This window comes from Pedobacter sp. AC190, from assembly GCF_979258025.1.
This window is the reverse complement of record NZ_OZ409824.1, coordinates 1,700,757-1,717,482: the sequence shown is the minus strand read 5'-3', so window position 1 is coordinate 1,717,482 and position 16,726 is coordinate 1,700,757. Positions and strand designations below refer to the sequence as shown.

At 36.2% G+C, this 16,726-nt stretch carries 8 protein-coding genes; 2 read left to right on the top strand and 6 right to left on the bottom strand.

Translation table 11 applies throughout. The annotated features are described in order from the left end of the window. Positions 1-95: 95 nt before the first annotated feature. From ACZZZI_RS07490 to ACZZZI_RS07470, 5 genes are read right to left on the bottom strand one after another with little or no spacing between them, the layout of a single operon-like run. Complete coding sequence (locus ACZZZI_RS07490) at positions 96-3,227, bottom strand: efflux RND transporter permease subunit (RefSeq protein WP_463489065.1); 3,132 nt, start codon at positions 3,225-3,227, stop codon at positions 96-98. Between the two features lie 28 nt (positions 3,228-3,255). Further along, a complete protein-coding gene (locus ACZZZI_RS07485) occupies positions 3,256-4,353 on the bottom strand; it encodes an efflux RND transporter periplasmic adaptor subunit (RefSeq protein ID WP_463489064.1) in 1,098 nt (365 codons plus the stop codon). A 5-nt stretch (positions 4,354-4,358) separates the two neighbouring features. After that, positions 4,359-5,630: a TolC family protein gene (locus ACZZZI_RS07480; RefSeq protein WP_463489063.1), complete on the bottom strand. Its 1,272-nt coding sequence runs from the start codon at positions 5,628-5,630 to the stop codon at positions 4,359-4,361. Positions 5,631-5,686: 56 nt separating this feature from the next. Next, entirely contained in the window at positions 5,687-7,039 is a 1,353-nt protein-coding gene (locus tag ACZZZI_RS07475; protein WP_463489062.1) for a sensor histidine kinase, read from the bottom strand. Next, positions 7,039-7,734, bottom strand: coding sequence for a response regulator transcription factor (locus ACZZZI_RS07470; RefSeq protein WP_463489061.1), 696 nt, complete (start codon positions 7,732-7,734; stop codon positions 7,039-7,041). The genes ACZZZI_RS07475 and ACZZZI_RS07470 overlap by 1 nt, the downstream gene beginning before the upstream one ends. 185 nt (positions 7,735-7,919) lie before the next feature. Here ACZZZI_RS07470 and ACZZZI_RS07465 point away from each other — a divergent pair, with 185 nt between their 5' ends. Next, a complete protein-coding gene (locus ACZZZI_RS07465) occupies positions 7,920-8,999 on the top strand; it encodes a calcium:cation antiporter (RefSeq protein ID WP_316762447.1) in 1,080 nt (359 codons plus the stop codon). A gap of 9 nt (positions 9,000-9,008) precedes the next feature. Here the strand turns inward: ACZZZI_RS07465 and ACZZZI_RS07460 are convergent, their stop codons facing one another. Continuing rightward, positions 9,009-13,064, bottom strand: coding sequence for a two-component regulator propeller domain-containing protein (locus ACZZZI_RS07460; RefSeq protein WP_463489060.1), 4,056 nt, complete (start codon positions 13,062-13,064; stop codon positions 9,009-9,011). A gap of 358 nt (positions 13,065-13,422) precedes the next feature. Between ACZZZI_RS07460 and ACZZZI_RS07455 the strand changes: the two genes are divergently transcribed. Continuing rightward, on the top strand, positions 13,423-16,722 hold the full coding sequence (locus ACZZZI_RS07455) for a SusC/RagA family TonB-linked outer membrane protein (protein WP_463489059.1): 3,300 nt from the start codon (positions 13,423-13,425) through the stop codon (positions 16,720-16,722). The last annotated feature ends 4 nt before the right edge of the window (positions 16,723-16,726 follow it).

The following is a 16,726-nucleotide window of genomic DNA, read 5'->3' as shown; positions in this document are numbered from 1 at the left end:
CCATACTTACGACTTTACGGAATAATTGGTTTTCCTGAAGATTATTTTTCCTAAAAAAAAGCCTTGAATAAAATTCAAGGCTTTCAGATAACAATTTATTGAATTGTTGAGGCGTTAAGTTTTTCAACTTTTTTGCGGTACGACCAGTAGAAAACGATCGGATAAACAAAAAGATTAAATATGGTATTGGTTATTAAACCACCGATAACTACAATGGCTAAAGGCTTTGAAGCTTCAGATCCAATTCCAGTTGAAAGTGCTGCGGGCATTAAGCCAATTGCGGCCATCATGGCGGTCATTAATACAGGCCGAAAGCGACTGGCAATTCCATCTTTCATGGCATCAGTAAAAGTCCATGTTGGATGGTGTTTTAAGGTTACGATATTACTTTTAAATCTGGTAATCAGAATAACTCCATTTTGCACACAGATTCCAAATAAGGCAATAAAGCCAATGCCAGCAGAAATGTTAAAGTTTACACCTGCAATTAATAGCGCCATTATACCGCCTATCATTGCAAAAGGAACGTTATTCAGTACAAGCAAGGCATCGCGGACATTCCCGAACAGTACAAATAAAATGAAGAAAATAAGCAATAAACTTACTGGTACGGCCTGAGATAATCTTGCGGTAGCTCGTTGTTGGTTTTCAAAATCGCCTGCCCATTCTAACTTATATTCTTTAGGCAGTTTAATTTTTGCGTTTACCTTTTCCTGTGCTTCCGCAATAACACTACCCATATCTCTACCCCTGATCGAGAATTTTATGGCGCCATAACGTTTGTGCTTATCCCTGTAAATTATGCTTGGGCCTGTAATTTTTCGGATGCTTGATATTTCGCCTAGCTGAACAGTTGAACCAGATATTGTTGGAACCTGCAATTTTGCAATGGCACTTTCATCATTTCTAAAATCTTCGGGATATCGGATGATCAAATCGAATTTTCGTTCTCCCTCATAAATTTTTGTGGCAGCTTTACCGCCGATTGCCATTTCAATTACCGAGTTTGCATCAGACGTGCTTACGCCATACAAGGCCATTTTCTTCTGATCGAGGTTGATTTGTAATTCTGGCTGACCAAGATTTCTTAAAATCCCTAAATCTTCAATTCCATCAACTGTTTTTAGAATCTCTTCGATTTTTTCTTCTTCTTTTTCCATGAATTCGAAATTATCGCCGAATAATTTGACTACAATCGAACCTTTAACACCAGAAACGGCTTCCTCAACATTATCAGAAATAGGCTGTGAGAAATTTAAACTTATTCCAGGGAAACCTTTTAGTTTCTCCTGCATACGTTCGATCAGCTGCTCTTTACTTTGCTTGCGTTTCCATTCTTTTCGGGGATAAATATCTACATGAAATTCCATATTATAGAAGCCTGTAGCATCGGTACCATCGTTCGGCCGGCCTGTTTGCGACATTACCTGTTTAACCTCGTCAAAACTCAAAAAGATTTTACGCATATCATTCGAAAGCTTTTTGGTTTCATTAAGCGATATACTCAATGGCCCCGTTGCCCGAACGTAAATGGAGCCTTCATCCAAACTTGGTAAAAATTCGGTACCCAAAAACTTAAAACTGAAAGCCCCAAAAACTAATATGATAATGGAAATGGCGAAGGTTAATCTTTTCTTACTGAAACAGGCATCGTAAAATTTCAAGGTAATTTTTGTAAGCCATTCTAAAAAGATGTTATGTTTTTCTTTTACATTTTTTTTGAGCAGCAAACTCGCCATTGCAGGAACTAAAGTAAAGGTGAGTATTAAGGCGCCTAAAAGCGCAAAACTTAGTGTCCATGCCAATGGCGAAAACATTTTACCTTCTACTTTTTCGAAGGTAAAAATTGGGAGTAATCCAGTAATAATAATCAGTTTGGCAAATACAATCCCCTTACCATTCTCTAGCGAAGCTTTTTTAATAATGCCTAGTTTACTTATTTTGTTAAATCGCTCCATGCCAATTTTCCTGGCCTGGTGATCGAGAGCAACAAAAATTCCTTCGACCATTACGACTGCACCATCGATAATTATTCCAAAATCTATCGCACCCATCGATAATAAATTCGCAGGCATTCCTTTCAATTTTAAACATATAAAAGCAAAAAGCAATGCCAATGGTATAATGATGGAAACGATTAGAGTTGTTCGCCAGTCGGCCATGAAAAGGAATACAATGAGGGTTACAAATATGATTCCTTCCAACATATTGCCCATCACGGTATGTACCGAATAATTAACCAAATCCTCACGATCGTAAAAGGCATTAATTTTTACATCTCCTGGAAGGATATTGTTATTGATGTCGGCAATTTTATCCTTTAAACGGGCAATTACTTCACTTGGATTACCCCCTTTTCTCATCACCACAATTCCTTCAACCACATCGGGGTCATTATCTCTCCCAACCTGTCCGAGTCTTGGCAAGGCCGATTCGGCAACTTCGGCAATGGTTTTAACATAAACTGGTGTTCCGTTAATGTTGTCAACCACCACATTTCTAATTTCATCGATGTTGTTTAAAACGCCGATCCCCCGAACAACATAAGCCTGGCCGCCTTGTACAATTACATCGCCGCCAACATTAATATTGCTTTTAGATACGGCCTCGAATAATTCGGTAGCACTAACTTTGTACTGTATGGCTTTTTGCGGGTCAACCGTAATCTGATAAGTTTTTACTTCGCCACCGAAACTAACCACATCGGCAATTCCAGAAACAGAAAGCAGTTCGCGTTGAATCGCCCAATCCTGCAAAGTTTTTAACTCCCGAACCGATTTTTTATCGCTACTTAAAGTGTACCTGAAAATTTCACCTGTGGGCCCGTAAGGTGGCTGTACTTCTGGCTGAATGCCTTCGGGTAAATCTGCTTCTTCCAGGTGATTATTTACCTGAACCCTGGCTTCTGCATAATCTACATCATCTTCAAAACTTACTTTTACAATGGATAAACCAAACAGAGAAGAGGAGCGGATACTGGTTCGCTTTTCTGTTGGATTCATGGCAATCTCTAAAGGCCTGCTTACAAATTTCTCTACCTCCTCGGCACTTCTGCCTGGCCATTGTGTAATAATGGTAATGTTGGTATTGGTAACATCTGGAAATGCATCAATTGTAGTGCTTTTAAAACTTAAATAGCCTGCAACAATTAATACAAAGGTGCTAAAGAAAATGAAGTACTTGTTTTTAAGCGCAAAGCCAATAATATTTTTAATGAATTTATTCATTATCTGAAATTTATAGGTTGATGAAAAATTATTGACTTTTAAGGCTTTCGAAAAGAAAAACCTGTTTCGATGCGATAATTAGATCACCAGCATTTACACCACTAGTGATGTACGTTTTATCGGCCGTTTTTCTGCCAATTTGTATTTCCCTAATGCTTACCTTTTTATTTTGATCCAGTACAAGCAAGTAATTTTTGTTTTCATCAAAAATTACGGCGCTGGAGTTTACAACGGGCAAATTGCTGTTTGTACTTGCCGAAACTTTTACTGTACCCAACATGCCTGGTTTTAGCAGAAAATCGGGATTTGATATAACCACTCTGGCGCTCATTACTTTAGTGTCCTGATCGATCAGGTTGTACAGTTTATCGATTTTCCCTGTAAAAACCTGATCAGGATAGGAAAGTGTAGTCAGTTTTACAGCATCACCAGTTTTTATTCTTGAAATATCTGATTCGTAAACATTAATCATGGCCCAAACATTCGATAAATCTGCAATTGTAAAAAGGCTTTTATCATGATCAGGTCGTAATTGCATGTTGGTGGTTACATTTTTTTCGATAACAAAACCTTTAATGGGCGATTTAATGGCGTAAAATCCATTTTTGCTGCCGCCATTTAACTTTAGTACAGCAGTTGAACGTTTAGCTTCTGCTTTTTTAACCTGATAATCGTTTTTTGCATCTTCCAATTCCTTGGCAGAAGAAAGTCCGCTTTCATATAATTGTTCGGCTTGTTTCATGGAACGTTCTGCGCCCTTTAATTCTGCATTGGCTGCAATAACCTCTTTGTCGAAACCTGCCATTTCCGAGCTGTTAACCGTAGCCAATAACTGCCCGCCCGAAACTTCATCGCCCAATCGAACCGCAACCTGGTTAACTATTCCGCTCACCATAGGGAAAAGCTCAGAACGACGCTCTTCATTTGCCGTAATTTTAGCCGAAAACATCAGGTCGGTTTTATTATTCGCCTGTTCAACCGTATCAATAACCAGGCGGTTGAGAAGTGAATCGGTTATGGCAAATTTTTCGACTGGAGTTTCGGTTTTGTGCTCGCTGCAGGCAAAAAATAAGGCAGTTGAAGAAATAAGAATGCCTTTAACGATGTTTTTATGGAGGATTTGCATTTTGATTATTTAAAGATGTTTGAACCTGTAACGAAATTGATTTCTGCCCTCGAACTCATCAGTTCGTATTGAAGTTTATTAAGCTGAAGTGTGTTGTCTTTGTAGGATTCGTACAAATCGAGAAATTCAATTAAGCTGATGTTTCTTTCCCTGAAATTTTTAATTAAACCTGTGATTAGTTTGTTGAAATCGGAACTAAAATCTGGATCAATTTCCTGTAAACTCTGCTCATTTCTAACGGCGGTTTTATAGCTGTTAAAAACTTCGTTTTCGAGGATTAATTCTTGCCTTTTGATACTTGTATTTGCCGCATCTATTCCAATTTTAGCTTTCTTGATTTCACCCTGATTTCTATTGAAAAGGGGGATTGGAATTTTTAAACCTAAGCCAGTATATTTTTCGGGATAGTTACCCTTCAAATCGTAGCTTAAAGAAAGTTCGATATCGGGAATAGCCATTGCTTTTTGAAGTTTGAGATTGGCTTCATTATATAATAAATCTGTTTTAGCTAATTTTAAATCCGAACGGTTATTTCGTGCCGAATCTAACAGATTGTTGTAACTGATGTGGGTAATTAACGACTGATTATGATTAACTGCCTGCAACATTAATGTTATTGGAGTAGCAGGCTGAAGGCCACACATTAACCTTAAATCCTTAAAATTATCTTCCAGTTCGTTCAATAATTCGGTGCGTTCTGCTTTTAAACCAATTAATAATGATTTAATTCGGATCACATCTTTTAAGGCAATATTGCCAACCTTTAACTGAATGTTGTAGGCTTCTAAAAGTTGATCGGTAGATGCGATTTGATTCTCGTAAACTTTAAGCGATTGCGAGGCAAAATAGCTTTTGTAAAAAGTATTTTGAAGCTCAAATTTAAGCGTTCGCATTAAATCGAAATACTCAAATTCGGCTAACTGTAAGCCAGTTTTTGCCAGTTTAATGTTTTTATTTCGTTTACCTGCCAGTTTAACGAGCTGAGAAATTGAAGCTGCATATTGTCCGCTTTCGTAAGAAGTTTGCAGGAATTTTTTGGTTTCATGGTTATAGAATAAATTCTCATATTCTAATTGCGGGTTATCGAAAAGTTTGGCCGTAATAATTTCTGCTCTGGCACTTTCAATTTGATAATTGCGAAGTAAAAGTTCGTAGTTATTTTTCAGGAAGAGCTTTTCAGCCTGAATTAAATCTAAATGTAAAGTGTCGTTTTGTGCAAAAATATTGCTCGCCGATGTAGCGAAAAGAAATAAAAGCAGGAATTGTATTCTTCTCATTCGGCAAAGCTATTTTTACCGAATTAAAGTGGAATTAAATCGAAATTAAAAGCAGATTAAACTTGAGGTAGTGTGATGGTAAATGTTGTACGGCCTTGCTCAGAACGCGTAACGTTTAGATTTCCCTTAAAAAGGTGGATAATTTTTTGCGCCATGTATAAGCCCATTCCTTCTCCTTTTTTGCCGCTTTCTTTTGATGTTGTGTAAAATGGCTTAAATATTTCTTCCTGTTTTGTAGCTGATATGCCTATGCCCTGATCTGTTATGTGAATGGCGCAGGTAGAATCTGTATGGTTAAGTTCGCAGATCACGGCTTGGTTATCTGAAAACTTAAATGCGTTAGAAATAATATTATCAATTGCAATTTGAAGTAAAACAGGATTTGCAGAAACCTTAAGCGCCCCTGGAGTAGTACCTTTATCGGTAAAAGTAAATGGAAACATTTTTGAATCCCGCCATTCTAACTCAATATCTTTAAGTAGCTTATTTAAACTAACTGGAAATAGCTGAGCATTAATTAATTCTACATCCATTTTTGCCAGAGTTAACAGACCAGTAATTATATCGTCCATTTTCTCTGCATCTTCCAGCATATCTGCAATTGCTTTTTTGTATGATGTGTTTTCCCTTTCTTTCGAAAGGGTTAATTCAGCGTTCATCATCATTCTGGTAATCGGCGTTTTAAGCTCATGCGAGGCATTGGCTACGAATGTTTTTTGGAGGATAAAGGCTTGTTCCAGTTCTTCCATTAAATGGTTAAAGCTTTGGGCAATTAAATTAATTTCATCTTTATTTTCAGTTTCCCGAACCCTGAAAGCCATATTTTTTGAACCAATCTGTTTTACTTCGAGCATAAAAAGATTTAAGGGTTTGAGCATTTTTTCGGCTACCCACCTGCTTAACAATAATACCAGAATGGAGATGAGCAGAAAGGTAAAAATCATAATTTTCAATAGCTTGCTTAACCTGTTTTGCGAACCTTGATCTGCTGCGGAAGCAAGAATTACAAAATCGCCCTGGTTATCTTTATAGAAAATTCCAACCACCTGGCGGTTCCCATCGCTATATTTTAAACGCCCATTTTTCCGAACTTTGTTAATGGTTGATGTGGTCCAGTACTGGGCAGAATCACTAATAAATGTTGCCCGATTTTTTTCGTCGTAAATACGGATCACCTCGCCGTTTAGTTTTTGCAGGTATTTATGTCGAATGGTATTTAAAGCATCTCGGCTTATTTCGTCGGCTTCTAAATACAGTTTGGCGGTAACCATTGTTCGGTCGGTTAAGCGCTCAAAAAAATCTGCCTGCAAAAATTTCATAAAAGTGAAATACACCATACACAAAACCGCAAAGAGCATAGATGTGCTAATTAGGGTAAAGTACAATGCAATTCGGTCTTTTATTTTCATTATTTAAGAATATAGCCCATATTAATTTTAGTATGAATTAATTTCCGTTCGAAATCTTTATCGATTTTCTTTCTTAGAAAGTTAATGTAAACATCGATAACATTGGTGCCTGTATCGAAGTTAATATCCCAGGCTTGTTCAGCAATAAATTGACGCGATAACAAACGGTTTGGATTGCGAAGAAAGAGTTCGAGTAAGATAAATTCCTTTGCGCTAAGGTTTATTAACTTTCCCGCCCGGGTTACTTCTTTGCTGTAAGTATCCAGGCATAAATCCTGATAAAACAGTTTGTGTGTTTCGGTACTTGCTGGCGAAGCATTACGGCGAAGTAAAGCAGCAACCCTAATCAGCAGCTCTTTTAAATGGAAGGGTTTAACCAGATAGTCATCAGCCCCAGCTTCAAATCCAATCACTTTATCGTCAATTGTACCCATTGCGGTAAGCATTAAAACAGGCTTGTTTATTTGATTATCGCGTAATTGTTTACAAAGCTGGATACCGTTAATTCCAGGCATCATGATATCGATAATGAATAAGTCGAAGTCTTTTTCTAAGAACAATTCAAGCGCTTCAATTCCGTTAAAAGCAAAATCCGCTTCATAATCATTTTCCTCGAAGGCAGTTTTTAGCAGTTCAGCAATTTTTTGATCATCTTCTGCAATTCCTATTCTTGGCATAAAAACAAAAGTAATCATCTGATTTTAAAAGACGATGTGTAAGTTTTTTGATCGCGTATAATTAAAATAAAGTTTGCGATATGCTACAAATTCTATAAATCGCTAAATCAATTTGTTTACATTACATATTTTACCGACTTTATCTTTCAAGAATAGTAAAAACCTTAATGCACTTTTAGTGTTAAGACTGAAACTTATAGCTTATGACCAATAAGATTACTTTACCCATTTGGACCATGTTAATTCCTGTTTTGGGGATTGTTGTATACCTGTTAACTAACCTGGATTTGGGTGTTTTTATAAAAGTTGTTTTGGCCTTTATGTTAATTGGTAGTGTTTTGGCTTCGGTTCATCATGCAGAAGTTATAGCCCATAAAGTTGGCGAACCTTTCGGAACAATAATACTAGCAATAGCCATAACAACTATTGAGGTTGCGCTTATTGTTTCTTTGATGCTTAGCGGAGGAGATGCCGTAAAGGAGTTGGCAAGAGATACTGTTTTTGCCGCTGTGATGATTATTATTACGGCAATTGTTGGTATTTGCCTTTTAAAGGGAGGCATAAAATTTAAGGAACAAGTTTACCAGTTGCAAGGTGTAAATGCGGCTTTAATAACGCTTATGGCTATTGTTGTGCTCACGCTAATATTACCAAACTTCACCATTAGTGGCCCAATAGGCGAGTACAATACCAACCAGCTTATCTTTGTTTCGGTAATATCATTAGTTCTTTATGGTGGTTTTATTTTTGTGCAAACCCACCGTCATCGCGATTATTTTCTGCCAAAAGATTCGAAATCAGAAGATGATCATGCACCAGAGCCAAATAGAAAAACGGCAACAGTTAGCTTAATTTTTTTATTACTTAGTCTGGTTTTAGTGGTGTTAATGGCTAAATACCTGTCTTACGATTTAGAAAACATTGTAATCAGTGTAGGTGCTCCAAAATCTTTAGTAGGTGTAATAATTGCGGCCATTGTACTTTTGCCCGAAGGCCTTGCAGCTTATCGTGCAGTTAAAATGAATCGTTTACAAACCAGTCTTAATCTTGCCCTGGGTTCTGCATTAGCCAGTATTGGTTTAACCATTCCAGCTGTAGCCATTGTTTCTATTTTTATGAATATGCCTTTAGTATTGGGTGTTGATGCAAGATCTACTGTACTACTTTTACTTTCGATGATTACACTTGTTTTTACACTGGCAACAGGAAAAACGAATGTGCAGCAAGGGATTGTATTGCTCGTAATATTTGCCTCCTATTTATTTTATACTATTGTGCCTTAAGGAAATTAACTAGTTCGGGTTATTTGTTTTCTGCAAAAACTCACTTGGGGTTTTTCCAAACTGCTTCTTAAACTCGAGGCTAAAGTATTTTCTGTCGTTAAAGCCAACAGCATAGGCAATTTCAGAAATGTTTCCAGCATTTTGCTCTAATAGCTGTGCGGCTCTTTTTAACCTTATAAATTTTATAAAGTCGTTTACCGATAAATCGGTTAGTGCCCTTATTTTTTTATATAGAATTGGTTGGCTCATCCCGATTTCAAAAGCTAAGGCAGGTACGTCGAAATTCGGATTGGCAATCTGATTTTCAATAATGTTAATGATCTTTTCTACAAAGTTTTGCTCTGTTTTATTGATAATCATATTTTTAGGTTCGAGCATTACAACCTGCCCAAATTTTTGCCTTATTGTTTCTCTGGTAATTAACAGATTATGAATATTTAATTCTAAAATTTTTAAATTAAAAGGCTTCATAATGTAGGCATCGGCGCCATTTTCGAAGCCATTTAATTGATGTACATAAGCCGAACGGGCAGTTAAAAGCATAACAGGTATATGGCTTGTTCTTTCGTCTGTTTTTAATCTTCTGCACAGCTCAAGCCCGTCCATATTTGGCATCATTACATCACTCAAAATCAAATCAGGAATTAACTCTAAAGCAGCAGCTAAACCTTGTTGTCCATCTTCACTTTCGTAAATATTATAGGTTTTATTTAGGGCATTTTTAATAAAGTTCCGAACATCAATGTTATCCTCAACTAATAAAACACTGTATTTCTTTTGCGTTTCCGAAACTACAGGATCTGAAGAATGGATTGATAAATCTTCGGAAACAATAGGACTAATATTTATGGCGTAATTTTTAGCATCATCATAATAAACATAATCAGACATTAATTCTGACTGTTTAAAGTGTTTTACACCTTTTCTTAGTTTAATATTAAAACAAGTACGGCCGTGTTTTACATCTGTTTCGGTTTCGCTTTCAATTTTAATTTCGCCGTGATGTAACTCTGTTATGCTCTTTGATAGTGACAAGCCTAAACCAGTTCCAATATTTGTACTTGGATTAGCCTGATAGAAATTTTCAAATAAGTTTCCCTGTTTATCCAGCGGGATTCCTTTGCCATTATCGCTAATTTCTAAATAAACATTATCGGTATCCTGTTTAATTTTTAAATTAATCTCGCCGTTTTTTTGTGTAAACTTAAAAGCATTCGACAATAAATTAAACAACACCTTTTCTAATTGAATTTTATCGAAATAAAGCACTATTTCTTCATCATCTGCCGAAAAATTATAGTCTATTTGATTTGTTATGGCCCAGTTTTGAAAAGCGAGAAAGATTTCCTTGCAAAATTTAACAATATTTCCAGGGCTAACCTGTAAAGTCATTTTTCCACTTTCAGCCTTTCTAAAATCCAATAATTCGGTAATAAGATTCATTAGCCGATCTGCATTATTCTTTATAGGCTGCAAATCTCTGCTTAATTCTGGGTTATCTACAGCGCTGTCGATTAGCTTTTCTAACGGGCCAATAATTAGTGTTAAAGGAGTTCTGATTTCGTGAGAGATATTGGTGAAGAATTCCAATTTATGCTCATTAATTTCTTTTTCTTTTGATAAAACTGCTCTTATTAATAAATACCTAACCAGTACAAAGAGTATGGCCGCAATAAAAAGTAAATAAATTAAATATGCCCACCAGGTTTGGTAAAATGGTGGCAAAACTTCAATCTTAAGTTGGGCGGGCTTTGAAGTCCAAACGCCATCGTTATTACTCCCTTTAACTAATAATGTATAATTACCTGGTGATAAGTTGGTATAACTTGCCGAAGGCGTATTTACGTAATTCCAGTTTTTTTCGAAGCCAGTTAGTTTATAAGCATAAAGGTTTTTATTGGGTTTTATAAAATTTAATACCGTAAAATCAACCGAGAAAACATTTTGATCAGATTTAAAAGTGATGGATTGCGTATCGCTGATATTTGTTTTAAGCAAACCATCATCATCATTTAGTTTGATAGATCTATTAAACAATTTTAAATCAGTAAAAACGGCTATTGGTACTTCTTTGTTTTGCTTTACCGCCTTCGGGAAAAAACTAATCAAGCCATTTAGGCTGCCGAAGAAATATTCCCCATAACTATCTTTAAATAATGATTTGTAATTAAACTCATTTCCTGGCAAACCATCTTTGATGTTATAAATATCAAATGTTTTTTTTTGCTGATTGTACTTACAAAGACCATTATCTGTACTGATCCATAAATTATTGTCTTCATCCTCTAAAACGCCTACAATATTATTACTTGGTAAACCATCAACTGCTTTAATTTGAGTATAAATATGCTTTTTTGTATCCAGCTTGAACAAACCGTTTCTAAAGGTGCCGAGCCAAAAGAAACCTTTCTGATCTTCGGTGATACAGCTTATATTACCGTAAGGAAGTACAGCTGGATGATCTGCCCTTCGTGAAATAAATTTACTGGATTTGTTTTTAAGTTGATGTAAGCCAGAATTTGTAGCCACCCAAATGGTTTGCATTGAATCTTCATAAATAAAAAAGACAGCATCGTGTCGACCATTTAGCCTGTTTCTAATAAACTTTCCCGTTTCGGTATTAAAGCTATTTAGGCCGTTATTTGTACCTACCCAAAATCGGCCCTGGCTATCTTCGAAAATTGAGGTTATTTCATCGTTACTTATTGATGATGTATCATTTCTCTTGCTGGTAAATCGGGTAAAAGTATTGGTTTCAGGATTAAAAAGATTTAAACCACCGAGATGTGTACCAATCCATATTCTGCCCTTTTTATCCTTAATAATTGATTTAACAAGGTTTGAACTTAAACTATTCGGGTTATTGGGACTATATATATAATGAGTGAAGGTATTGGTTTGCCTGTTTAAATAATTAAGCCCTTCACCTTCGGTACCAATCCATAAATTGTGTTTATTATCTTCTGTTATAGAACTTACTACATTACTATTTAAACCTGCTTTCGAGCTACTGTACACCTTAAATGGCGTGTAGTTTGGATAAACCAGATTCACGCCGCCATAATAGGTTCCAACCCAGATAATCCCTTGTTTATCCTGAAAAATGTCGTACACAGAATTCTGGCTTAAGCTGGAACTATTACCAGGCTCATTCTGTATATTACTGAAAATCCTGGTCGCTGGATCGTAAATATTAATACCATGTAAAGTGCCAATCCAAAGCTTGCCTGTTTTATCTACAATAATTTTTCTAATGTTATTACTGCTGATACCAGCAGAATTAAGGCTGTTGTAGGAGTAAGTAACGATGTTTCCAGTTTTGAGATCAAGCTTATTTAAGCCAGTTTGTTTTGTTCCAATCCACAAATTATTCTCCCAATCTTGGATAATACTGGTTATATGGTTATCGATCGCTTTATTAATCTGATCGCTGAAAGATTTAAAATATTTAAACTTAGCTTTTCCTTTTTCAAATGTTATGTTCATTAAGCCATCAGTTGCACTTAGCCAGATTGTTCCTGTGTTATCTTCAGTAATCGCGTAAATTTGCTGCGGATGGTTTTTGTCGTTAAGAAACCTCGTGAAAAGTGAATTTTTTTTAGATTTTAGAAGATTTAATCCATTCGCGGTGCCCACCCACAAACGGTTCTTACTATCCTCGTAAATGCAGTTTATTTTTGAGTTACTTATGCTGCTTTGATTATTTTCCTGATAAATAAAATGATCGAAATTGTCTGCTGATTCGTTGTATTTGTTTAGTCCATAAGGTGTTCCAATCCATAAAGTGCCGTCTTTAGAGCGTGTAATTGAAGAAATATACTCCGAGTGGCTAAGGCTTTTTTCCTCATTAGTTTCTTTTTTATAAATTTTGAAATTTCTGGAGTCGTATTTATTCAAGCCAAAACGCGTTCCGAACCAGATAAAACCTTTAGAATCTTGCGCTATTGCGAGGACTGAACTCTGGGATAATCCATTTTCTACATTAAGGTATTTAAAGGCAACAGGTTTTTGGGCACGCGTAATACAAAGACAGAATAAGAATAATAGGGTTATATGAAATCGCATGCCTTTGAGGTAAGGTAGGTTAGTTAAACTGAATAAAATTACAATTATGTTTTTATTAATAAAATGAATTAACAAAGGGAAAGACGTTTTAACGTTTTAGCCATCCATTTTCCCTAATTGTAAGGCATTAATATTTCGTGTTTAGAATTTTACCCCTATTCTTTTAGGATTTTACCCCCTCCATTAAGCCTTAAAGCCACAAATTTGAACCAACCAAATATTTTGAAGCAACCAAACTTCTAAGCTTATATCATTTTTTTGTAGCGAGTAAATATAAATTCGAGCCGTTTCTTTTAGAGTTGTGCCAAAAATTTTGCGATCAAAACTTCAATAAACCATATAACCAAGTAAACAAAAAATGAATAAACTTTACAAAAATCTCAAAATTGGAGAAGCAAAATCGAGTCGTTTTTACGGCTCTGCAAAACTATTCTCTTTAATTATGCTTTTGAGTTTTATGGCATTTACGGCCTCTGCTCAATCCATAAAAATTTCTGGAACAGTAAAAGATTCGAAAGGGGAGATCATCCCTGGAGTAAGTGTAAAAGTAAAAGGAACTTCAACGGCCACAGTAACATCTAGCGATGGTAAATTTTCATTAGCTGTACCATCATCGCAAAGCATACTTATATTTTCTTTCATCGGTTACGATACAAAGGAAGTAACTGTTGGTAACTCTACCAATTTGGTGGTTACCATACAAGATCAGAATAATAGTTTGAATGATGTTGTGGTTGTGGGTTATGGGGTGCAAAAGAAAGTAAATGTTATTGGTTCGGTAGCAACGATCGATGCTAAAGCGATAGAAAATCGTCCAGTAACCAATCTTTCCTCTTCTCTAGGCGGTTTAAGTTCTGGTGTTTCTGTAAGGCAGGCATCTGGTAAGCCTGGTGCTGATGGGGCAACTATAAGGATTCGGGGAACGGGAACACTAAACAGTAACAATGCATTAATTATTGTAGATGGTATAGTAGGCAGTATGGATGCTGTAAACCCTAATGATGTAGAAACCATTTCTATTTTAAAAGATGCAGCAGCAGCTTCTATTTATGGGTCGCTTGCCGCTAATGGCGTAATTTTAATTACAACAAAAAAAGGTAAGCAGGGAAAAACGACTGTAACCTACAGTGGTCTTGGTTCGGTTGCGAAACCTGCTAATTTACCAACCTTTGTTACGGATTACATTACCCATATGAATTTGGTTAACGAAGGTTACAGGAATTTAGGGCAAACACCAATTTATACAGACGCAACAATTGCACTTTGGGCGGCGGCAAATGCAAATCCTGATGGCTTGACAGCCCAAGGGATTCCAAATTATATCGCTTATCCAAATACCGACTGGGGTAAAACTATTTTTGAAAATAATTTTGCTCAACAGCACAACCTTTCTTTAAATGGAGGTAATGAAAATACACAATACTTATTGTCTGCTTTCTACATCAACAATCCTGGTACTATGGCTAATACGGGTTCGGATAAATATAACCTGCGTATTAACCTTCAATCGAAAGTAGCTAGTTTTTTAACCGTTGGAACGCAAACTTTTGCATCAAACCAAACTTTCGGTCTGGCAAGTACAGATAACGCATTTAACTTTTTGCGCCAAACTACGCCCGGTGTTTACCCTGTTTACAATGGTAGATATGGTTTTCCTGCAGCTGCAGAAGAATCTTCAACAGCGAATAATATATCTCAATATTTGTATAGTAATGGTGGAGCCGATAACGAAACCAGAATAAACACAACCGTTTTTGCAAGATTTGATATTGTAAAAGGCTTAAACTTTGAAACCCGATTCAATTATCAAACCCGTCAGGAAGAATCTAACTCACACTCAAATACATTTGAAAAATGGAATTTTGCGACAAATACATTAAAGCAAGCGGCAACAACTCCAGATCAATTAAGTACCAGCTATAATTTTAACAAAAACTATTCATACACGATTGATAACATTTTAAATTACAAAACTACAATAGCAAAAGTTCATGATTTAGGTGTTTTGGCTGGTTACAATCAGTATTATTATAACTATTATAACTTTGGGGCAAGTAAAAAAGGCTTAATTGATGAAACCATAACCACCCTCGGTTCTGCAACAACATTAACTTCTGCAGCAGGCGATGAATATGACTATGCATTGCGTTCTTATTTCGGAAGATTAAATTATGCCTTTAAAAACAGGTATTTATTAGAGGGTGTTTTTAGATATGATGGTTCATCAAGATTCTCAGCTGAAAACAGATGGGGGTTCTTCCCTGCATTATCTGCAGGATGGCGTATTTCTGAAGAGCCGTTTATGGAAGGCCTTAACAAATACATAGGTAATCTTAAATTAAGAGCATCATGGGGTAAAACAGGTAACAATGCATCTGGTAATTACGATTATCAGGCCGTATACGGTGCTACGAATTACTCTTTCAATGCCATCCAGTCAACTGGTTTGGTATCAACCAAATTTGCCAACAACGATTTAAAATGGGAAACCACAACCACAACTAACATCGGTTTAGATGGTAACCTGTTTAAAGGTGCGCTAACCTTCGAAATCGATTTGTATAAAAAATATACGGATGGGATTTTATTTACCCCAACAATTCCTTTAACTACGGGTAACGCAACTGCAGCAACGCAAAATATTGCCGAAGTATCTAACAAAGGTGTCGAAATAACACTTGGCTATAATGGTAAACTGGGCGAATTTAGATACGGTGTTTCTGGAAACTTTGCCTACAATTTTAACAGAGTTGCTAAATATAAAGGTTTGCTCAATGCAGGTTATACAACTGATGCATCAGGCACTAGAGTTTACACTTCAAATTTAGGGAACATTTCTAGCGGAGGAACAAACAGAATTTTAGAAGGACACGAAATAAATGAATATTACCTGCAAACTGTTTACAAAGGAACGGGTAACTATTTTACCGATGGAAAAGTTAATGTAAATGGTGGTCCGAAAGATGGTATGATCCGTACACCAGGCGATATGGATTGGTTAAATGCCATGATTGCTGCTGGTTATAAATTTCAACCAACCGATGGCGTGAGCAAAACAAAAACTTATTACGGCGATTTAATTTATGCGGATAACAATGGCGATGGATTGTATGGAAATTCTTTTGATGCGCAGTTTCTAAATAAATCTTCAACACCAAGATATAACTATGGTTTTAATCTAAATATGTCGTACAAAAATATCGACCTGTCTATGTTATGGTCTGGTAGTGCAGGTATGTGGTACTACTGGAATGCAACGGGTTACAACAACTCAATCGTATCATTGGGTAATGCCGTGAGTACATTAATTGCCAATGATCATTATTATTATAATGATGCTAATCCAAATGATCCCGCTAATAACATTACGGCGCACTACCCTCGTTTAAAAAATACGACTGATGCCCAAAACGCTGCGGTGAGTAGTGATTTCTATTTATACAACGCATCTTATTTAAAATTGAAAAATTTACAGATTGGTTATACCATTCCTGAAAAGATTTCAAAAAAAGCCTTAATCAGCAGAGCTAGAATTTACGTGTCGGGAGAAAACCTTTGGACGATCACCAATTATCCTGGTTTAGATCCAGAGATCGGAGCAGGCGTAGGTTACCCAACGATGCGCCAGTATTCTGTAGGATTAAATGTTACTTTTTAACGAT